Below are 21,927 nucleotides of genomic sequence, written 5' to 3'. Positions count from 1 at the left end.
AGTGGACCCGCGAATGACGTATTCAACTAAAAACCCAAGTGCTGCTTAGCAGTGCACTTGGGTTTTTTTTAAAATAAAGAAGGAATGAGTAGATTAATGTCGAAATTTAATCTATGCCAAACTGATCCCTTGTTATGTTCAAGTCGTCCTCGAACTTGCGATGTGTTGCTTCGAATAAATGCTCGAAAATATCACCAAGCTCGCTTTCCAGAACCTTAATACCCTCACCAGTTATTCCGCCTTTAACACAGACTTTTTCCTGCAGAGTAGGCAATGTATAAAATTCTTTTCTCAAAAGTTCTCCAAGACCAATCAGCATCTCACTAGTCAATTTCGTCGCCGTATCATAGTCAATATCCGTTTTCTTTACAGCCGCTAGGATAAACTGTTGTGACAAGTAGCTAAAGAACGCTGGGCCACAGCTCACGATGTCAGAAGCTACCCTCGTAACCGAGGAATCTATTTCAACAGGTGTAGAAATTGTATCGAATAATGAAGCAAGTTCCTTTTTCCAAGTATCGCCACACCTTGATCCGTAGGATACGAGTGAAACTCCCGCAAGGGCTCTGTTTGTTATACTCGGTATGGCTCTTGCAACTGAACAGGGTACCGCGCTTTCTAACTGTGCCACGCTGATTGGACTTGTAATCGAAATAATGCATTTATCCTTTGTTAACACGGATTCTAACTCCTGTAATAATGGATATACATCGTGAGGCTTTACGCATACAAAAATGGCATCAGTTTGCTCAGCTACCTCCACTGCACTTGCTTCAACTGTTATCCCCGGAAACGCCTTTTTTAACTCGGCCGCTTTCAACAATGTTCTATTGGTAACGATCATCGAAGAAGGGGAAACGGCATTCCCATCAATCAGGGCTTCAGCCAAAATTCTCCCCATATTTCCGGTGCCAATAATCCCTATTTTCAAATCCCTTCCCTCCTTCTTGCAATTCGGGTCCCTTACTCCTAAGAATTTATGTGTCCATTTAACAAAATATAACCTAAGAAAGAAAGGTGTTATGAATGATTGAGTGGTTAAAAGAACGTAAGCTTTATTTATTAGTTGGCGCTGTATTAGTCCTTTTCTTTTCCTATGCTTATTTTTCAAATTCTATGCCTAAGGAAGAAGTGTTATCTGAGGAAAATTGGCTACCAGAGAATGACTTGAGTGTGAATAGCTTAGCAAGTGAAGCAACAGCGGAAGAGGAGACTGAAGTCCCGATTACCATGATGGCCGATATTAAGGGGGCAGTTAAAAAACCAGGAGTTTACGAAGTGAATAATGGTGAACGAATTATCAACCTTATCGAAAAAGCAGGCGGTTTACAAGAAGATGCCGATCCTTCAGCTGTAAATTTTGCCCTGAAAGTAAGTGATGAAATGGTTGTTTATATTCCTAAAAAAGGAGAAGAAGGTCTTGGGGAAGGGGGAGTAGTCGGATTGAATCAGCAGGCTAGTTCGACAGGTCCTGGAGCTGGAAAAGTGAATTTGAACACTGCAACAACGAGTGAATTAGAAACCTTGCCAGGGATAGGTCCGGCAAAGTCCTCAGCTATCCTTGAATATAGGGAGAGTAATGGAGCTTTTAAAACAATCGAGGATTTGAAGTCTATCTCAGGGATTGGTGAAAAAACCTTTGAAAAACTAAAAGACCTTATTACAGTCAAATAAGAAATTGCAGACAAGTCGGTAAACCTTTAAACTGAAGTAAAGAATTTAAAAGAAGGGGAATCATCATGGAAAGAATATCTTGGAATGAATATTTTATGGCCCAAAGCCAGTTGCTGGCTTTAAGAAGTACGTGTACTAGATTAACGGTTGGTGCAACCATTGTGAGAGATAAGCGAATTATTGCAGGTGGATACAATGGTTCAATTGCTGGTGGGGATCATTGTATTGATGAAGGTTGCTATGTTGTCGATAATCATTGCATACGCACGATACATGCGGAAATGAATGCACTTTTACAGTGCGCAAAATTTGGTGTCCCCACAGCAGATGCGGAAATTTATGTAACGCATTTTCCTTGTTTACAGTGCTGTAAAGCCCTTATTCAAGCTGGCATAAAGACGGTTTATTATGCTGAGGACTACAAGAATCATCCATATGCAATTGAATTATTTAATCGAGCAGGTGTGAAAACAGAGCAGGTAAACTGTCGTCAAGTTATCCTAAAAGACTGATAATGAAAGGGAAACTAGTATATGTAGCGATTATTGCCTTATTTGCATTGTTGAGTGTTTTTGTCGATACTCTCCTTTTCGCATCAATTTCACTACTAATTTTCTTTTACTTCTATCTTTCAAAAAAATTTATTGGAAATTCTTTAATAATCCCTGTAGCGGTGTATTTTTCTTTCATCCTATTGGGAGCTCTTACAGTTTCGTCGCAAGTAGGCCTATTGGAGGGCGATGAAACAAACTTCACTCTTTATTTTATTGATGACATTAACTATGATGGGAACCGTTTATCGGCTATTGCGGAAGTTACTCCTGGTGGAGAACGAATAATTATGAATTACCGACTTCGTTCTCCTCAGGAAAAGGCGATGCTTCAAAAGATGATTTATCCTGGGGTTAGCTGTAAAGTTACGGGAACCCTCACAAAACCAAATCAGGCAAAGAATCCTAATAGTTTTGATTATCAATTGTATCTAAAGCGAAAAGAGATTTTCTGGATCCTTCAGCCAAATGAAATATCTCCTTCATTATGTACACAACCTCAAGGAAACCTAATTACAATACTGAAAAGGGTTAGGCAAAAAGAAGTCGATAAATTAGAAGAGAAGATGGATGAAGAACTTGCAGCAATTTTTGCGGCGCTTTTATTTGGGGACAGAAATCTAATGAAACCTGAAATGGAGGAAGCTTATGCAAAAACAGGAACCGTCCATTTACTAGCTATCTCAGGACTTCATGTTGCCCTCTTAACCGGTATGTGTTTTGCCTGTCTCCTTCGATTAGGGGTGACAAGGGAAAAAGCAGAGTTGATGCTCATCATGATGCTCCCTTTTTACGCTGTTTTAACGGGTTTGGCTCCTTCTGTAAACCGTGCCGTCCTAATGCTCATGTTGGTGTTAGTTGCACGCAGATTAAAATGCCAAATCACTCCACTTGATGCCATCTCGATCGCCTTCCTATTCTTAGTGATTTTTTCTCCTTTTACGATTTATGAACCTGGTTTTCAGCTATCCTTTGGTGTGAGCTTAGCGTTGGTACTATCCTCGACTAAAATTATTAATCAATTTCAATCTTACATATTAAAATTGATTGTAGTATCATTTGTCGCCCAACTTGCTAGCATTCCGATTCTATTAAGTTATTTCTACGAAATCTCTCTCATATCTGTTATGACAAATCTTTTGTTTGTTCCGCTATTTTCGGTTGTCATCCTCCCGCTTGTTCTTGTTACGTATTTAGCAGGTATATTCTTTCCTTTTGTGTCAGACTTCTTTTTATATTTGGTGGCCATCTTTGTCTCGTTTGCCAATAATGTTTCAGTATCGTTAGCTTCTTTCCCGTTTTCATCTTTAGTAATCGGAAAGCCAAGTCCTTTTATTTTGCTCCTTTATTTAGTGGCCTATCTGGTATTCTTTATTAGCTGGGAGAAAGGAAAGGGGAAGAAAACCTTCGCTCTTTTGCTCTTGCCGATCATTCCAGTACTTTTTCAAGTTGTACTTCCTTATCTCTCTCCTTATGGAAAAGTGGTCTTTATTGATGTTGGACAGGGGGATAGTATTTTGATTCGACTTCCATATAATCGTGCTAATTACTTAATTGATACAGGCGGAACTATTTCTTACCATAAAGAAGACTGGGAACAACGAAGGAATCAATTTGAAACAGGAGAAGATATTTTGGTGCCCTTTTTAAAAAGTGAGGGGGTAAGGAAGTTGGATAAGCTAATTTTGACACATGGAGATATGGATCATATTGGAGGGGCCCCCGCCATATTGTCAAATTTACGTATTGAGGAGATTCTAATTCCTATTTCCCTCGAGCGGAGTGAAATGGAGAGGAAAGTCATGGGGATCGCTGAAACAAAACAAGCTAAGGTCAGGATTGTTGGCGCTGGTGCCCGTTGGGAAGTACGTCAGGACCTATTTCAAGTCATTAGCCCGTTAGAAAATCTCGAAGATAAAAACGAAGGTTCAATTGTCTTGTACGCAAGTTTTGGAGGGAAAAGATGGCTTTTTACCGGCGACCTTGGAGAGAGCGGAGAAACAGAACTAGTAAAACAATATTCGCGAATGAATGTAGATGTATTGAAGGTTGGCCACCATGGAAGCAAGACATCGAGTTCGGAAGTATTTCTTGATTCTATTCAACCTGAGATAGCTGTCATTTCAGCGGGGGAAGGAAATCGGTATGGTCATCCACATGCTGAGGTCCTAGAGGGGTTGGAAGATCGCAAAGTGAAACTTTTCAGAACAGATACGCATGGAGCTGTTATTTACAACTTTAATGGAAAAACAGGAACCTTTCGAACCTGGATTCCATAGGATATAAAAAAGTGTTGATTGGGAGAAATTAGGCAAAAAGAAAAGAGACTGCCAGAAGCAATCCCTGTCTAACATCAAGCTATGTAACTTTATCTTCCAATAACTTGAACGACTGTCGCAATGATGAACATCGTTGCAAAGAAACCAAACGAAACAACAAATCCAACACCTGCGTCGATTACATCATGACGTTTGTTTGTAATATTTTCTTCAAACTTATTCACAGTCCATCCCCCCTTAATCTTTTTTCAGTATAGACGATTTCATATAAAAAAGCCAGCCTAGTAATATGTTTCTCTCACCATATGATACACCGTTGCTATGTAAGTATCCCGGGTCTTGCATGGCGGCGTTTACCATATAACGGAATCGCTAGGTGAACATAGCGATTCCAATTTTGACTTGCCAAATTGGACAAGCTTCTTTAGGATTAAAGGGAATAATTTGGAGTGAACGGGGCGAAAATATTTGGTTTTAGATATATGGAAACAACTCAAAAAAAATAAAGTAGAGCCGATATACTTACTCTATGGAACTGAATCTTTTTTAATAAATGAGACAAAACAACTTCTCATTCAAAGTGTGCTAAGTGATGAGGAAATCGATTTTAACTTTTCAACATATGATTTGGAAGAAACACCTGTCGAGGCGGCCATTGAGGATGCAGAGACTTTTCCGTTTATGGGGGAGAAAAGGCTAATCATTCTCCAAAACCCTACCTTTCTAACTTCAGAAAAACAAAAAGGAAAAATAGTGGAGCATAATCTTTCAAGACTCGAAGCCTATTTAGCTGAGCCAGCACCCTACTCTGTGGTTGTCTTTTCAGCACCATATGAGAAACTTGATGAACGAAAAAAACTTACCAAAGAATTGAAGCGCAAAGCAGCAGTAGGAGAAGCGAAAAGGCTAAATGAGCACGATTTAAAAGCGTGGATTAAGGAAAGAGCGGCTGGTAATGGCGTCCAAATAGAGGAGAGTGCGATTGATTTAATGATAACTCTTGCAGGAACGAATCTATTTATGCTAGCGAGTGAAGTAGATAAACTTTCATTATATGCAGGCGAGGCTAGAAGAGTTGATTCAAGTATGGTAGAAAGATTAGTTGCTAGGTCTCTTGAGCAAAATATCTTTGTTTTAATAGAGAAAGTAGTTCAGCGGAAAATTGATGAGGCGCTTCGAATTTATTATGATCTCTTAAAACAAAATGAGGAGCCGATTAAAATTCTAGCATTGCTGGCCGGACAATTCCGCCTGATTTACCAGGTCAAAGAGCTCTCTCGAAAAGGCTATGGGCAGCAACAAATTGCTGGGGTGCTAAAAACCCATCCATACCGGGTCAAGCTAGCAGCTGGACAGGCAAGGTATTTTTCGGATGAAGAATTGTCAAGAATTATGAAAATGGTTGCCAATGCCGATTATCAAATGAAAACCGGTGGAATGAAAAAAGAACTACTGATTGAAATGATTTTATTTAATTTAAATAGAGCTAAATAAAAAAAACGACCTTTTTGGGTCGTTTTTTTGCGTAAGAAAAAATTAGCCGTTAGCGTTTAATTTTTTCATCATGCGGGATTTTTTACGAGCAGCTGCATTTTTGTGGATAAGACCTTTTGCAGCAGACTTGTCAAGCTTGCTAGCCGCAGCTGCGAAAGCAGTTTTTGCTTCGCTGTCGTTGTTTACGATAGCTGCTTCAGCTTTTTTAACAGCTGTACGCATAGAAGATTTAACAGTTATGTTATGTGCTCTATTTTTTTCACTAACTTTTACACGCTTGATTGCAGATTTAATGTTTGGCATTCCGTTCACCTCCTAAAAAGCGTCGAGAATTTAATGGAACTCGACATCCCAATACGTTTTCTTATTTATTAAGAACAAGTGATATTTTATCAAACGCCCGTCAATAATGCAATACCTCTATCTTCAATTCTCAGTGGTCAAATTGAATGTTTTTTTCTTATGTTGGTAAAGATAGGAATTATTGAAGGTTAAGGAGGATTCTAGTACATGGCAGATTCAATCGATTTAAGTATGTATTCTGTACGGACAGACCTCGCTGTGGAGGCTCGTGAAATGGCGATTGCCGAAAGAGTGAAAACCGTACACGATGAAACCAATCAGTCAAAACTTGAAGGCGTTATTATAAAGGAAAAGGAAGAAAATGATATAAAAATTTCTCTAGTCGAAGTGACGGCAGAAGGAGAAAAAGCAATTGGCAAAAAGCAAGGGCAGTATTTGACGATTGAGGTCCAAGGCATTCGTCAGAAGGATAGCGAGCTTCAACAGAAGGTAGAGGGTGTATTCGCTGGCGAGTTCTCTAGATTTCTTAAGCAAAAGGGACTGGGGGAAGATGCCTCCTGTCTGATTGTTGGACTAGGCAATTGGAATGTTACTCCTGATGCACTCGGACCATTGGTTTGTGAAAATTTATTGGTTACGAGACATTTATTTGAACTGCAACCTGAGCATGTTGAAGAAGGGTATCGTCCTGTGAGTGCACTTGCCCCGGGAGTAATGGGACTTACAGGGATTGAAACAAGCGATATTATCTTTGGTGTAGTAGAAAAAATAAAGCCGGATTTTGTTATTGCCATTGACGCACTTGCTTCTCGATCAATTGAAAGAGTAAACAGTACCATCCAGATTTCCGATACAGGAATTCATCCTGGCTCAGGTGTCGGGAATAAGCGCAAGGAATTAAGTCAAGAAACATTAGGGATTCCAGTTATCGCCATTGGGGTGCCGACCGTCGTTGATGCAGTTTCGATTACAAGTGACGCGATAGACTTTATATTAAAACACTTTGGAAAAGAGCTCCGTGAAGGAGATCGCCCATCACGTTCTTTAGTACCTGCAGGAATGACTTTTGGAAAGAAAAAGAAGTTAACAGAAGAGGATTTACCAGAGGAGCAGCATCGCCAAACGTTCTTGGGAATGATTGGCACTCTTGAAGAAGAAGAAAAGCGAAAGCTTATTTACGAGGTATTGGCTCCGCTAGGGCATAATTTAATGGTGACTCCAAAAGAAGTCGATGTGTTTATTGACGATATGGCGAACTTAATTGCAAGTGGTCTAAATTCAGCCCTCCATACGAAAGTAAATCAAGATAATGTCGGGACTTATACTCATTAATGAGTTCCGATTAGATAGTTTTTGGCAAAAATGAGGTTCTATCTTTTCTAGCAATGTCATAAGATTTACTAGACTTGCTAAAAGAGGTGGAACCGTGAAACGTTTAAAAGGACCAGGGATGATTGTAACTGTTCAAGGGACAAGCCTGTTTAAAGTGGTACTGGCTTTTATGTTTTTTCTTATATCCGTTTTTACATTTAGTGGTTTGATGACATCATTGAAGCCAGAGTTTCGCATCACTTCAACTTCCATCAACCAGGCAGCAAACAATATTAATGGTGAGATGCTTTACAGATTAATGGGCTGGGAAAATCATCAGTTTCTGCAATCCCTGCCTGAAAAGGAGGATTCTGTTAACCTTTCGAATCTTGTCTTTAAACTCTCAACCAATATTAGCCTCGATGATCCAAGAAGTTTCCTTGGTAGAGAACTCCCAGGGTTTGATCTATTTGATGGGAAAATACTAGTTGCTGGTGAAGGAACAAACTATACGAATATGCCTATGGAATCGCCGCCACCTATTGAAGTCCTTAAAGCTGAGCAAGAAGCGGCTCTTCAAAATACAGAGGATATTGAAAAAACAAGTGACAGCGAGAATAAACCAGCCCCTCCTAATACGACGGGTGACCGTAAAGTGGTTTATGTATATTTCTCTCATAATCGTGAATCTTATTTGCCTTATTTAGAAGGAGTAACAGATCCAAATCTGGCTTATCATTCAAAAGTGAATGTAACCCAAATCGGTGACCGCTTAAAGAAGACTCTAGAAGGTAAGGGAATTGGTACCACGGTCGATAAAACAGATGTGCATGCTAAATTGAACCAAAAGGGGTTAACCTTTGGTCAATCTTATCAAGAGTCAAGAAATGTGGTTCAAAGTGCGATGGCTTCAAATGAAAATTTAACGTATTTTATTGATATCCATCGTGATTCAAGACGCAAAAAGGATACGACGATTAACATAAATGGAGAATCTTATGCAAAACTTGCTTTTGTCATCGGTGGAAACAACAAAAATTATGAGAAAAACTTAAAACTTGCTAATGAGCTTCATGAGAAGCTTCAGCAGAAATATAAAGGGCTAAGCCGCGGAATTATTGAAAACAAAGGGGCTGGCTTTAATGGAGTATATAATCAGGACCTGTCTGAAAACGCGGTGTTAATCGAATTCGGTGGTGTCGATAATACTTTCGAGGAACTATATCGGTCAGCAGACGCCTTAGCGGATGTATTCGGTGATGTTTATTGGCAGGCTGAAGAAGTGAATGGACAAGCGGATAATTAAGACAATCCAAGGTGGTTATATCGATGAAGATGTTTATGCTAAAAGCCTTCTTATTAGTTTGCATCATGTTCATCTGTGTATTAACAGGAATGCAGCTTGCCAACAAAGGGATTCATGATATGAAGGGGTTCGAAGACCCTAAATTCAAGTCTGCTTTTACGGTAAAAGAAAATGATGAAGGGAAGGTTGAAACAGCGATCCTTGGGAACGATGTTTCTAGTCATGACCTTCAGAAAAAGAAGGAGCAGCTTGAAAAGATGGAAACCTTTAACCTGTTTTCTTCGATGGGCAAAAAACTAGCAGATGGACTTGGAGCAGGCGTTGAAAAATCGCTAGAATTGATTACAAATAAGGAAAAGTGAAAGAAACGGGGCATCCCGTTTCTTTTACTTTTCCTTACTATGGATTATGAATAGTTCGGGTGTTGAGGGGGATGCCAGTTTCTTAGTAGGATATGAGTAGAGGGTTTCTAATTATCCGAAACGAGTTGGAAAAGTGTTGAACGGTAAAATAGGAGGTCTCTATATTAGCCGAAACGGGTTGGAAAAGTGTTGAACGGTAAAATAGAAGTTCTCTAATTGCCCGAAACGAGTTGGAAAAGTGTTGAACGGTAAAATAGAAGGTCTCTAATTACCTGAAACGAGTTGGAAAAGTGTTGAACGGTAAAATAGAAGGTCTCTAATTGCCCGAAACGGGTTGGAAAAGTGTTGAACGGTAAAATAGAAGGTCTCTAATTACCCGAAACGGGTTGGAAAAGTGTTGAACGGTAAAATAGAAGGTCTCTAATTACCCGAAACGAGTTGAAAAAGTGTTGAACGGTAAAATAGAGAAACTCTAATTGCCCATAGGGGGTTGAAAATTACCCAAGTAGTAACTGATAGATTTCTAAATTAATCCAACCTCTCTACACGATTCTGCACAAGTCTTCAATAATAATTGAATCTTCATCCCCCTACTGCTATAATCAAAAAATAGTGTGTATGCGCGAGAAAAGTAGGAGTGAAGCACCAATGAATAGAGAAGAAAAACTTAACAGACAATCTAAAATACGTAACTTTTCGATTATCGCTCATATCGATCATGGTAAATCGACGCTAGCTGACCGTATCCTTGAAAAAACGAATTCGTTGACTGCGAGGGAAATGAAAGATCAGTTGCTAGACTCGATGGACTTAGAGCGAGAACGAGGAATCACAATCAAACTGAATTCAGTTCAATTGAAATACAAGGCTAGGGATGGAGAGATTTACACCTTCCACCTTATCGATACACCTGGTCATGTCGATTTTACTTATGAGGTATCTCGAAGTCTTGCGGCCTGTGAAGGTGCAATTCTTGTCGTTGATGCTGCCCAAGGGATTGAAGCTCAAACATTAGCGAACGTCTACTTAGCACTTGATAATGATTTGGAAATTGTCCCGGTTATCAACAAAATCGATCTTCCTAGTGCTGATCCTGAGCGAGTAAGAGGAGAAATAGAGGATGTTATCGGCCTTGATGCGTCGGAAGCTGTGCTTGCCTCAGCGAAAGCAGGGATTGGGATTGAGGAAATCCTCGAACAGATCGTTGAGAAAATTCCAGCCCCAGAAGGCGATCCTGATGCCCCTTTAAAAGCGCTCATCTTTGACTCCTTATACGATGCTTATCGTGGGGTTGTTGCTTATATCCGAGTGGTAGAAGGGACAGTCAAGGCTGGCGACAAAATTAAAATGATGGCAACAGGGAAGGAATTCGAAGTAACTGAGGTGGGGGTATTTAACCCCAAGCCTATCCTTGTTGAAGAGTTATCAGTCGGAGATGTTGGTTTCCTCACGGCAGCTATTAAAAACGTTGGCGATACACGTGTGGGGGATACCATCACCAATGCTAAAAATGGGACCACTGAAGCCCTACCTGGTTACCGTAAATTAAACCCGATGGTTTACTGTGGTCTCTATCCAATTGATACAGCAAAATTTAATGATTTAAGGGAAGCGCTCGAAAAGCTTGAATTAAATGATTCTGCCTTACAATTCGAACCTGAGACGTCTCAGGCATTAGGATTTGGCTTCCGTTGTGGTTTCCTTGGATTGCTTCATATGGAAATCATTCAGGAGCGGATTGAGCGAGAGTTTAAAATTGATTTAATTACAACAGCTCCGAGTGTTATCTATCACGTTGTTATGACAGATGGTACGGAAATTAAGGTCGACAACCCATCTAATATGCCTGACCCACAAAAAATTGATCGAGTAGAAGAGCCATACGTAAAAGCGACGATGATGGCACCGAATGATTATGTTGGTCCAATTATGGAAATTTGTCAGGAAAAGCGTGGTAATTTTATCGATATGCAATATCTCGATGAAACCCGTGTCAGCATTGTTTATGAAATTCCGCTATCAGAAATCGTTTATGATTTCTTTGATCAGCTAAAATCTAGTACAAAAGGTTATGCCTCTTTTGACTATGAATTAATAGGCTATAAACAATCTAAGCTTGTTAAAATGGACATTCTTCTAAATGGGGAGCAAGTTGATGCTTTAAGCTTCATTGTCCATAGAGACTTTGCCTACGAACGTGGAAAAGTAATTGTTGAAAAACTGAAGGAACTTATCCCGAGGCAACAATTCGAAGTACCTATCCAAGCAGCGATTGGAACAAAAATTGTCGCGCGTTCATCGATTAAAGCAATGCGTAAAAACGTTCTTGCAAAATGTTATGGTGGCGACATTTCACGTAAAAGAAAATTGTTAGAAAAACAAAAAGAAGGTAAAAAGCGGATGAAACAGGTTGGTTCTGTAGAAGTTCCGCAAGAAGCCTTCATGGCTGTGTTGAAGATGGATGACAACAGCTCTAAAAAATAGCGATTTTTGGAGGAGGTTAGACCGGCATGAATCAACACCAGCCGGGTCTAGCCTCTTTTTTTAAAAGTAAGGAAGTAACAGTTTTAACTTAAAGAATTGTCCAGCTCCAGCGCCCTAGTGGCTAGTGTCCTTCGCTCTCCGCCGCAACGATTGCGTCAAGCACGAATGCGCCTCCGGCTCTTCGTGTTTCCTATATCTCAGTTGGAGGGCTCCAGGCCATACGCCGCTGAACAGGGCGCTTGCGCTTTTCCAAGAAAGAAGTGATAACCTTGATTAAAGCAGCATACATTCATATCCCGTTTTGTCACCATATCTGCCATTATTGTGATTTTAATAAGGTGTTTATGGATAGGCAACCCGTTGGTGAGTACCTATCTAGCCTTGAAAAAGAAATGAATATCACGATAAAGGAGAGTCCTGTTCCCGCCCTTCAGTCCATCTTTGTAGGTGGTGGGACGCCGACCGCTTTAGACGAGAAGCAATTGGGGATCCTTGTGCAAGCGATAGGGGAGACTTTGCCATATGATGCACAAACTGAGTATACCTTTGAAGCGAATCCCGGGGATTTATCGAAGGAAAAGCTGAGAATTCTAAAAGATGCAGGTGTTAACCGGTTGAGCTTTGGAGTGCAGTCGTTTAACGATGAGCTGCTTCAAAAGATTGGGAGATCGCACCGTGCAGCGGATGTCTTTAAATCGATTCGTGCCGCTCAAGATATTGGATTTGAAAACATCAGTGTCGATCTAATTTATAGTTTGCCGGGGCAAACCTTAGAGGACTTTAAATCGACTTTAACAACAGCGCTTGATTTAGATTTAGTGCATTACTCGGGCTACTCACTCATCATTGAGCCGAAGACTGTATTCTATAACTTAATGAATCGGGGAAAACTCCATCTACCAGGTGAAGAAATTGAAGCTCAAATGTATGAATTACTAATGGACTCAATGGAAAAGAAGGGCTTAAAGCAGTATGAAATTAGTAATTTCGCCCAGCCTGGTTTCGAAAGCAAGCACAACCTAACTTATTGGAGTAATGAAGAATATTTTGGTTTCGGTGCTGGTGCGCATAGCTATGTGAATGGATATCGGAGATCAAATCATGGTCCAATAAAAAAATATATGGAACCGCTAGAAATCGGTAGCTTACCATTTTTGGAAAACCATCCGGCAACGAAGGCAGAACAGATGGAAGAAGAAATGTTTCTTGGGCTGCGTAAAACAGAGGGCGTTTCAATTTCTCGCTTTATTGAAAAATTTGGTGTTAATCCTTTAGAATTATTCAAAAGGGAACTAAGAGAACATCAAGCGAACAAGCTGATTGAGCAGAGTGATGACCGAATTGTTTTAACTAGGAAGGGGCGCTTACTAGGGAACGAGGTATTTCAATCGTTTCTTGGGATATCTAATGATTGACATCAACGCTATTTATTGATAATTTATTATTAGATTTAGCACTCGTTATGAAAGAGTGCTAACAGAGGTGATGAGTGTTGTTAACAGACCGACAAGTATTGATTTTACAGGTAATTGTTGATGACTTTATCCGCACTGCACAGCCAGTGGGATCGAGAAGCTTGTCGAAAAAAGAAGAGATTTTATTCAGCTCGGCAACGATTCGTAATGAGATGGCCGATTTGGAAGAGCTCGGTTTTATTGAAAAAACACACACCTCATCAGGAAGGGTTCCTTCTGAGAAGGGGTATCGATATTATGTTGACCATTTACTGCTACCACAGAAGCTAGATCGCTCCGAGATTCAAACGGTTAGGTCGATTTTTGCAGAACAAATTTATGAATTAGAGAAAATTGTTCAGAAATCAGCAAAAATTTTATCCGAACTAACTAGTTATACCTCGATTGTTCTTGGGCCGACTGTAAATGACAATAAGCTTAAAAAAATCCAAATTGTTCCATTAAATCAGGATACTGCGATTGCCATTATCGTTACGGATACGGGTCATGTTGAAAACCGAATGTTCCATTTTCCTGCTAGTGTTGACCCTAGTGATGTTGAAAAGATGGTAAATATATTAAATGAGAGACTATCTGGAATCCCGCTCATTCATTTAAATGCCAGTATCTATAAAGAGGTTGCAGCCATTCTCAGACAGCATATCAAGAGTTATGACGTGTTGATGGGGTCGATTACTGAAACTCTTTCAATACCGGCAAGCGAAAAAGTGTTCTTTGGTGGAAAAACGAACATGTTAAACCAACCAGAGTTTAATGACATTGATAAAATTCGCAGCCTGATGGCTATGATTGAACAGGAAGAAGGGATTTCCCAACTCATACGGAGAAATCCAAAGGGGATCAATGTGAAAATTGGTAGGGAAAATAATAATTCAGCCATGGATAATTGTAGTCTAATTACTGCAACTTATTCTATTGGAGATGAAAAGCTAGGAACAATTGCGGTCCTTGGACCAACGAGGATGGAATACTCTAGGGTTATTAGCTTACTAGACTTTTTCAGTGCCGATTTATCAAAGGTTCTGACAAATTTGTATCAAAATAAATGAGCATGGAAATATTGTTAAGGGTGGAACTAGCTGTTCCATCCCCTTACCATGTCAAAAAGGTTAACAGATCGATATATAACATTATTTAAGGGAGGTGAGTAGGAACATGGAACAGAAAAACAACATGACATCAGAAATGGAACAGTCTGAACAAAATCAGCAAGAGGTTGTAGAAGAAGTCTTTGCTGAAGAACAGGCTGACAAACAACAGAATGAACAAAGTGCTCCCCTGAATGAAGAGAACCAGGAAGTTGCAGATAGTTCGAAAGTTGCTGAGTTAGAAGCAAAGCTTGAAGAAGCGGAAAATCGCTACTTACGTTTACAAGCGGATTTTGATAATTTCCGTCGCCGTTCGAGGTTGGACCTTGAAGCAAGCGCAAAATATAGAGCTCAAAGTCTTGTGACTGATTTATTGCCAGCTATTGATAACTTTGAAAGAGCTATGCAATTGGAAACAGATAATGAGCAAGCTAAATCCCTTTTAAAAGGGATGGATATGGTTTACCAGAGTTTGCTAGGCGCCCTTAAAAAAGAAGGTGTTGAGCAAATCGAGTCAGTTGGACAAGAGTTTGATCCGCACCGCCATCAGGCAGTGATGCAAGACAATGATGAAAATTACGGATCTAACATCGTCGTGGCTGAATTGCAAAAAGGTTATATGTTAAAGGACAGAGTTATCCGTCCTTCAATGGTGAAAGTGAATCAATAGATTTTTACATATTATGTGGGGAGGTAAATTTCCATGAGCAAAGTTATTGGAATTGATTTAGGGACAACAAACTCTTGTGTTGCCGTTTTAGAAGGCGGTGAAGCAAAGGTTATCCCGAACCCGGAGGGAAATAGAACAACACCATCTGTCGTAGCGTTTAAAAACGGGGAGCGCCAAGTTGGTGAAGTGGCGAAACGCCAAAGCATTACGAACCCAAATACGATTATGTCTGTTAAACGTCATATGGGAACATCTCATACAGAAGAAATCGAAGGCAAGAAGTATACACCACAGGAAGTATCAGCTATTATTCTTCAATACTTAAAATCATATGCTGAAGACTATCTTGGTGAGACTGTTACAAAAGCGGTTGTGACTGTTCCTGCTTATTTTAATGATGCTGAACGTCAAGCTACTAAAGATGCAGGGAAAATTGCTGGTCTAGAAGTTGAACGGATTATCAATGAGCCAACAGCTGCGGCTCTTGCCTACGGTATGGATAAAACAGATGAAGACCAAACGATTCTTGTTTATGACCTTGGTGGTGGAACATTTGACGTTTCCATTCTTGAACTAGGCGATGGTGTATTTGAGGTGAAATCTACTGCTGGAGACAACCGTCTTGGTGGTGACGATTTTGACCAAGTTATCATTGATTATTTAGTTGCTGAGTTTAAAAAAGAAAACGGCATTGACCTTTCTAAAGACAAAATGGCAGCTCAGCGTTTAAAGGATGCTGCAGAAAAGGCGAAGAAAGACCTTTCTGGTGTAACTTCTACGCAAATTTCATTGCCGTTCATCACTGCTGGCGAAGCTGGCCCACTTCACTTGGAAGTAAACTTAACTCGTGCGAAATTTGATGAGCTTTCTTCAAGTCTTGTTGAACGTACAATGGGGCCAACTCGTCAAGCATTAAAAGATGCTGGGTTAAGTGCATCTGAAATAGACAAAGTTATCCTTGTTGGGGGATCCACTCGTATTCCAGCGGTTCAGGAAGCAATTAAGAAAGAAACTGGCAAAGAGCCTCATAGAGGTGTAAATCCAGATGAAGTTGTCGCAATGGGTGCTGCCATTCAGGGTGGCGTCATTACTGGAGATGTCAAGGATGTTGTGTTGCTTGATGTTACACCACTTTCTCTTGGTATCGAAACAATGGGTGGCGTATTCACAAAGTTAATTGAACGTAATACAACCATTCCAACTTCTAAATCGCAGGTATTCTCAACTGCTGCAGATAACCAAACAGCTGTAGACATTCATGTTCTACAAGGTGAACGTCCGATGGCTGCTGATAATAAAACTTTAGGTCGCTTCCAGTTGGCTGATATTCCGCCAGCACCACGTGGTGTACCACAAATTGAAGTGAGCTTTGATATTGATAAGAACGGAATCGTTAATGTTCGTGCGAAAGACCTTGGAACAAATAAAGAACAAGCGATTACAATCAAATCTTCTACTGGACTATCAGATGAAGAAATTGACAAGATGGTAAGAGAAGCTGAAGAAAATGCTGATGCGGATAAAAAGCGTAAGGAAGAAGTTGACCTTCGCAATGAAGCGGATCAGCTAGTGTTTACGACTGAAAAGACTCTTAAAGATCTTGAAGGTAAAGTAGATGAGGCGGAAGTTACGAAAGCGAATGAAGCGAAGGATGAACTAAAAGCCGCTATCGAGAAAAATGATCTTGAAGAGATTCGTGCGAAGAAGGATGCATTGCAGGAAATCGTTCAAGCTCTAACAACTAAGCTTTATGAACAAGCTGCACAACAAGCTCAGGCGGGGCAGGGTGCTGAAGGCCAAACTGATTCAGCCAAGGATGACAATGTTGTCGATGCTGAATTCGAAGAAGTAGACGATAAGAAGTAAGCATCGTCACCCTAAAGTCAAAGTCAGGTCTTTCTTGGCTTTGGCTTTTTATTTGATTAAGATTGTAAACGTAGTGACTTTCATTCCATAGTTCAAAGGTTCTTTATTAAAGGCTAAAGTAAATTGTTAACTTCCAAATACTTGATTGGAGCGGAAGGCACGAAGACTCATGCGGGAGTGCAAGGCCAAGGGAGACTCCGTAGGAGCGAAGCGACGAGGAGATAGAAAAGCGGAATCGCCTTGTTCAGCCCTGACAAGCGCTGGAGGGCCGGCAGATGAAGTCGTTCTTTGACTTCAACTGACAGACCGAAGCGTCTCGAGGGGCTAGGCGCTAGAGCTAGACAGGCTCCCGGACTGCCCGCGAACCGCTCGTGCCTGGAGCGGAAATCAACGGCCAATTTTACAAGAAATCTTTGACTTGGTGAAAAGCAGGTGGAATAGACCGCCAGGCTTATAGGTAGCAATAGCGGTTTTAATATATTGCACTCTTTGAGCTGTGAATGGTAAAATTACCTTTATGTGAAAAGAATCGGGAGTGTTAAAAATGAGTAAACGGGATTACTACGAAGTCCTTGGCGTTAGCAAAGGGGCATCCAAGGACGAAATTAAAAAAGCCTATCGAAAATTATCTAAAAAATATCATCCAGACATCAATAAAGAGCCTGATGCAGATGAAAAGTTTAAGGAAGTAAAGGAAGCATATGAAGTACTAAGTGATGACCAGAAAAAAGCTCATTACGACCAGTTTGGCCATACAGATCCTAACCAAGGCTTTGGTGGAGGAGATTTTGGCGGCGGATTTGGTGGGTTTGAGGATATCTTCAATTCCTTCTTCGGCGGCGGTGGAAGAAGGAGAGATCCAAATGCACCAAGACAAGGTGCGGACTTACAGTTTTCAATGACCCTTTCTTTTGATGAAGCTGTATTCGGAAAAGAAACGGACATTGAAATTCCGCGTGAAGAGACTTGTGACACTTGTAAGGGATCAGGTGCAAAACCTGGTACAAAAGTAGATACTTGTAGTCACTGTAAAGGTACAGGTGAATTAAACATCCAGCAAAACACTCCATTTGGTAGGATTGTGAATCGTAGGGTTTGTTCATACTGTAGTGGAACAGGTAAGGAAATCAAAGAAAAGTGCCGTACATGTTCTGGGGCAGGTAAAGTGAAAAATCGCCATAAGATCCATGTTAAAATTCCTGCGGGTGTTGATGATGGTCAACAACTACGAGTAGCTGGCAAAGGTGAACCAGGGGTAAATGGCGGACCTGCCGGGGACTTATACATTGTGTTCCATGTCCGTTCTCATGAGTTCTTTGAACGCGATGGGGACGATATTTACTGCGAAATGCCTATTACCTTTGTACAGTCTGCACTTGGGGATGAAATCGAAGTACCTACTGTACATGGAAAAGTGAAATTGAAGGTTCCAGCGGGAACACAAACTGGGACGAGGTTCCGCTTAAAAGGCAAAGGTGTACCGAATGTCAGAGGGTATGGAACGGGTGACCAACATATCATCGTAAAAGTTGTAACGCCAACGAAACTTTCGGATAAACAAAAGCAGCTTCTTAGAGAGTTTGCTGATATAAGCGGTCAATCTCCTCTAGGAGAGCATGAAGAAGGGTTTTTTGCTAAAGTGAAAAGAGCCTTTAAGGGTGAATAATAAAGGAGCGGGATTTTAATGAAGTGGTCTGAAATCGGCATTTTAACAACAAATGAAGCGATTGAACCAATCTCTAATATATTACATGAAGCAGGTGCAAGCGGGGTTGTCATAGAGGACCCATTTGATCTTGTAAAAGAGAGGGAAGACCAGTTCGGAGAAATCTATCAGCTCGATCCTCAAGATTACCCTGATGAAGGGGTTATTGTAAAAGCCTATCTTCCTGTAAATAGCTTTCTAGGAGAAACGGTAGAAGAAATTAAGTTAGCGATTAATAATCTCATTCTTTACAATATCGATATTGGCCTGAATAAAGTTACCTTAAGTGAGGTTCGTGAAGAAGAGTGGGCGACAGCTTGGAAACAATATTATCATCCAGTGAAGATCTCCGATAAGTTCACAATTGTGCCGACATGGGAGGACTATAGTCCAGTTCACAGTGATGAGTTAATTATTGAACTCGACCCAGGAATGGCCTTTGGAACTGGTACTCATCCAACCACTGTGCTTTGTATTCAGTCACTTGAACGGACCGTAAGACCGGGAGACCGCATCGTGGATGTCGGTACAGGTTCTGGAGTCCTGAGCATTGCAGCAGCGAAACTGGGAGCGACAAGAGTAGAGGCTTTAGACCTAGATGAAGTAGCTGTTAATGTGGCAAAATCGAATATAACGCTAAATAAGGTCGATGATGTGGTGAAGGTTCGTCAAAACAATCTTCTTGATGGGGTGGAAGGAGAGGCAGATATTATCGTTGCGAATATCCTTGCCGAGGTTATTCTTCGGTTTGTAGATGACGCATATCGCCTTGTGAAAAAGGATGGATATTTCATTTCATCTGGTATTATTCAGCAAAAGAAAGACGATGTAAAAGAAGCAATTCTTAAGGCAGGCTTCACAATCGAAGAAATCATCACGATGGAAGACTGGGTTTCAATTATTGCAAAGAAGTAAATTGAGAAAAAAGGGGTTTTCCTTAATCCCCTTTTTTCTATTGGAAAAAATACTTTATCAGGCTGATTTTTAAACGACAAGGGAAGGTGCAGCCTATGCAGCGCTATTTTGTGAATGGTCCCTCAAAAGACAGTAGGTTTTATATCGAGGGTGAGGATTATCATCATATTGTCAGGGTCATGCGTATGAAGCAAGGCGATCAAATTATTTGTGTTTCACCAAACGGAGAAAGTGCAATTTGTGAAATTGCAGAAATTACCGGTGAACAAGCAGTAGCGGACATTGTACAATGGAATGTGGATTCCTCAGAGCTTCCTATTCAAATTACAATTGCGAGCGGATTGCCCAAAGGGGATAAACTTGAGTTAATCATCCAAAAAGGGACGGAACTCGGAGCCTTTGGTTTTGTCCCTTTTGTTGCAGCTCGCTCTATTGTCAAATGGGACGAGAAGAAAAGTAGCAAAAAAGTAGATCGCTGGCAAAAAATTTCAAAAGAGGCTGCTGAACAGTCACACCGTAGCCATGTTCCAGAGGTCGCATCCCCTATAACTTTTTCTAATTTAGTAAAGGAAGCAGAGGATTTTGACTATAAATTAATTGCTTATGAAGAAGAGGCTAAACAAGGTGAGACTTCGGTGCTTTTTGAAGTGTTGAATAAAATGCGACCAAAGGAATCCCTGATTATTGTGTTTGGTCCTGAGGGCGGACTAACAGAAAAGGAAGTAGCAATGCTCCAGGAAAATGGTTTTCAATCCTGTGGATTAGGACCACGAATTTTAAGGACAGAAACAGCGCCGCTCTATTTACTATCCGCTGCGTCCTATCATTTTGAATTAATGAGGTGAAGATTATGCCTACAGTTGCTTTTCATACACTTGGTTGTAAAGTAAATCATTATGAAACAGAGGCAATCTGGCAATTATTTAAAGAACAAAATTACGACCGTGTTGAATTTGAAACAACAGCGGATGTTTATGTGATTAATACCTGTACAGTCACCAATACTGGGGACAAAAAGAGTAGACAGGTGATTCGTCGTGCAGTCCGAAAAAATCCTGACGCTGTTATTTGTGTGACTGGTTGTTATGCCCAAACATCGCCAGCAGAAATTATGGCAATTCCAGGTGTAGATATTGTTGTAGGAACTCAGGACAGGGTGAAAATGCTTGAGTATATTGAACAATATAAAACAGAGCGTGAGCCTATTAACGGTGTCCGTAATATTATGAAAAACCGTGTTTATGAAGAATTGGATGTTCCTGCGTTTACTGACCGTACAAGAGCTTCACTTAAAATTCAAGAAGGCTGCAATAACTTTTGTACATTTTGTATAATTCCTTGGGCACGTGGCTTAATGAGATCTCGTGACCCACAAGAAGTCATCCACCAAGCACAACAGTTAGTAGATGCTGGTTATAAGGAAATTGTCCTAACGGGCATTCATACAGGTGGCTATGGTGAGGATATGAAGGACTATAATTTAGCTAAACTCCTCGCTGATCTTGAAGCGAACGTCAGTGGCTTAAAGCGCCTCAGAATTTCTTCCATTGAGGCTAGTCAGATTACCGATGAAGTGATTGATGTGATTGCAAAATCGAATATTGTTGTTCGACATCTGCATATTCCACTTCAATCTGGTTCTGATACGGTGTTAAAAAGAATGCGCAGGAAATATACAATGGAGTTTTTCGGAGAGCGCATCAATCGTTTGAAGGAAGTACTTCCTGGATTAGCAGTTACCTCTGATGTTATTGTCGGCTTCCCAGGTGAAACTGAAGAAGAGTTTATGGAAACCTACAATTTTATCAAAGAACATAAATTCTCTGAGCTTCATGTTTTCCCATATTCAAAACGTACTGGTACACCAGCAGCGCGTATGGATGATCAAGTGGATGAAGAGGTAAAGAATGAGCGAGTACACAGACTCATTGCTCTTTCCGACCAGTTGGCAAAAGAGTACGCTTCTCAATTTGAAAATGAAGTACTTGAGATTATTCCTGAAGAGGAATCTAAGGAGAACGACGGCTATTTAGTTGGTTATACTGATAACTATCTTAAAGTTCTTCTTCCTGCAACAGAAGACCTGATTGGTAAACTTGTAAAAGTGAAACTTACAAAGGCCGGTTATCCATATAATGAAGGCCAGTTTGTCCGTGTTATGGACGAAGACACAGTTACTGAAAAAGCAGCGATATAAAAAATAGGAATTTGTACTTGGTATGTAGTTCCATAACGGTTTAAAAGCACAAAAGAACTACCAATTTGAAACCTAAATCCTTAGTGATTTAGGTTTTTTTTAGTGCGCCCAGCATGGGTCCAGTCTATAGGGTGCAAGTCCCGAACTGTGAAGGCAGAAGTAGCAGTAGCTTAACGCAAGGGTGTCCGTGGTGACGCGGAATCTGAAGGAAGCGAGCGGCAAACCTCCGGTCTGAGGAACACGAACT

19 protein-coding genes are annotated in these 21,927 nt (G+C 40.5%); 16 read left to right on the top strand and 3 right to left on the bottom strand.

Annotation, left to right across the window (positions count from 1 at the left end):
• Positions 1-106: 106 nt before the first annotated feature.
• Positions 107-931, bottom strand: a complete 825-nt coding sequence (gene comER, locus LG336_RS20580) for a late competence protein ComER (protein ID WP_404329343.1) — start codon at positions 929-931, stop codon at positions 107-109.
• Positions 932-1,026: 95 nt separating this feature from the next.
• On the opposite strand from comER, the gene LG336_RS20575 reads away from it, so the two are divergent.
• The 3 genes from LG336_RS20575 (at position 1,027) to LG336_RS20565 (ending at position 4,504) form a co-directional block, all read left to right on the top strand.
• Complete coding sequence (locus LG336_RS20575; protein ID WP_404329342.1) at positions 1,027-1,674, top strand: helix-hairpin-helix domain-containing protein; 648 nt, start codon at positions 1,027-1,029, stop codon at positions 1,672-1,674.
• 65 nt (positions 1,675-1,739) lie between these two features.
• Positions 1,740-2,186, top strand: a complete 447-nt coding sequence (locus tag LG336_RS20570) for a ComE operon protein 2 (RefSeq protein WP_404329341.1) — start codon at positions 1,740-1,742, stop codon at positions 2,184-2,186.
• A 2-nt stretch (positions 2,187-2,188) separates the two neighbouring features.
• Complete coding sequence (locus LG336_RS20565; protein WP_404329340.1) at positions 2,189-4,504, top strand: DNA internalization-related competence protein ComEC/Rec2; 2,316 nt, start codon at positions 2,189-2,191, stop codon at positions 4,502-4,504.
• Between the two features lie 89 nt (positions 4,505-4,593).
• Here LG336_RS20565 and LG336_RS20560 read toward each other — a convergent pair whose 3' ends face one another.
• Positions 4,594-4,728 (bottom strand): YqzM family protein, encoded by a 135-nt coding sequence (locus LG336_RS20560; protein ID WP_404329339.1) that lies wholly within the window; start codon positions 4,726-4,728, stop codon positions 4,594-4,596.
• Between the two features lie 244 nt (positions 4,729-4,972).
• Here LG336_RS20560 and holA point away from each other — a divergent pair, with 244 nt between their 5' ends.
• On the top strand, positions 4,973-5,998 hold the full coding sequence (holA, locus tag LG336_RS20555) for a DNA polymerase III subunit delta (protein WP_404329338.1): 1,026 nt from the start codon (positions 4,973-4,975) through the stop codon (positions 5,996-5,998).
• 42 nt (positions 5,999-6,040) lie between these two features.
• On the opposite strand, the gene rpsT is transcribed toward holA, so the two are convergent.
• A complete protein-coding gene (gene rpsT, locus LG336_RS20550) occupies positions 6,041-6,301 on the bottom strand; it encodes a 30S ribosomal protein S20 (RefSeq protein ID WP_404329337.1) in 261 nt (86 codons plus the stop codon).
• 207 nt (positions 6,302-6,508) lie between these two features.
• Between rpsT and gpr the strand changes: the two genes are divergently transcribed.
• The 12 genes from gpr (at position 6,509) to mtaB (ending at position 21,680) form a co-directional block, all read left to right on the top strand.
• Positions 6,509-7,633 carry a GPR endopeptidase gene (gene gpr / locus LG336_RS20545; RefSeq protein ID WP_404329336.1) on the top strand — a complete coding sequence of 375 codons (1,125 nt, stop codon included), beginning with the start codon at positions 6,509-6,511 and terminating at the stop codon, positions 7,631-7,633.
• 94 nt (positions 7,634-7,727) lie between these two features.
• Positions 7,728-8,918, top strand: coding sequence for a stage II sporulation protein P (spoIIP, locus tag LG336_RS20540; RefSeq protein ID WP_404329335.1), 1,191 nt, complete (start codon positions 7,728-7,730; stop codon positions 8,916-8,918).
• A gap of 23 nt (positions 8,919-8,941) precedes the next feature.
• Entirely contained in the window at positions 8,942-9,280 is a 339-nt protein-coding gene (locus LG336_RS20535) for a YqxA family protein (protein WP_404329334.1), read from the top strand.
• A 648-nt stretch (positions 9,281-9,928) separates the two neighbouring features.
• On the top strand, positions 9,929-11,764 hold the full coding sequence (gene lepA / locus LG336_RS20530) for a translation elongation factor 4 (protein WP_404329333.1): 1,836 nt from the start codon (positions 9,929-9,931) through the stop codon (positions 11,762-11,764).
• 269 nt (positions 11,765-12,033) lie between these two features.
• Complete coding sequence (hemW, locus tag LG336_RS20525; protein ID WP_404329332.1) at positions 12,034-13,179, top strand: radical SAM family heme chaperone HemW; 1,146 nt, start codon at positions 12,034-12,036, stop codon at positions 13,177-13,179.
• A gap of 77 nt (positions 13,180-13,256) precedes the next feature.
• Positions 13,257-14,288, top strand: a complete 1,032-nt coding sequence (gene hrcA, locus LG336_RS20520; protein ID WP_404329331.1) for a heat-inducible transcriptional repressor HrcA — start codon at positions 13,257-13,259, stop codon at positions 14,286-14,288.
• 106 nt (positions 14,289-14,394) lie between these two features.
• A complete protein-coding gene (grpE, locus tag LG336_RS20515) occupies positions 14,395-14,997 on the top strand; it encodes a nucleotide exchange factor GrpE (RefSeq protein WP_404329330.1) in 603 nt (200 codons plus the stop codon).
• Between the two features lie 33 nt (positions 14,998-15,030).
• Positions 15,031-16,863, top strand: a complete 1,833-nt coding sequence (gene dnaK / locus LG336_RS20510) for a molecular chaperone DnaK (protein ID WP_404329329.1) — start codon at positions 15,031-15,033, stop codon at positions 16,861-16,863.
• A gap of 544 nt (positions 16,864-17,407) precedes the next feature.
• Positions 17,408-18,529 carry a molecular chaperone DnaJ gene (dnaJ, locus tag LG336_RS20505; protein WP_404329328.1) on the top strand — a complete coding sequence of 374 codons (1,122 nt, stop codon included), beginning with the start codon at positions 17,408-17,410 and terminating at the stop codon, positions 18,527-18,529.
• Positions 18,530-18,547: 18 nt separating this feature from the next.
• The gene (gene prmA, locus LG336_RS20500; protein ID WP_404329327.1) at positions 18,548-19,483 is read left to right on the top strand and encodes a 50S ribosomal protein L11 methyltransferase; all 936 of its coding nucleotides are present in this window, start codon (positions 18,548-18,550) and stop codon (positions 19,481-19,483) included.
• A gap of 95 nt (positions 19,484-19,578) precedes the next feature.
• Complete coding sequence (locus tag LG336_RS20495) at positions 19,579-20,328, top strand: 16S rRNA (uracil(1498)-N(3))-methyltransferase (protein ID WP_404329326.1); 750 nt, start codon at positions 19,579-19,581, stop codon at positions 20,326-20,328.
• 5 nt (positions 20,329-20,333) lie between these two features.
• On the top strand, positions 20,334-21,680 hold the full coding sequence (gene mtaB, locus LG336_RS20490; RefSeq protein WP_404329325.1) for a tRNA (N(6)-L-threonylcarbamoyladenosine(37)-C(2))-methylthiotransferase MtaB: 1,347 nt from the start codon (positions 20,334-20,336) through the stop codon (positions 21,678-21,680).
• Positions 21,681-21,927 lie beyond the last annotated feature (247 nt).

The organism is Mesobacillus maritimus (assembly GCF_044803185.1).
Taxonomy (GTDB): domain Bacteria; phylum Bacillota; class Bacilli; order Bacillales; family Cytobacillaceae; genus Mesobacillus_B; species Mesobacillus_B maritimus_B.
This window is presented reverse-complemented; position numbering and strand designations above follow the sequence as displayed.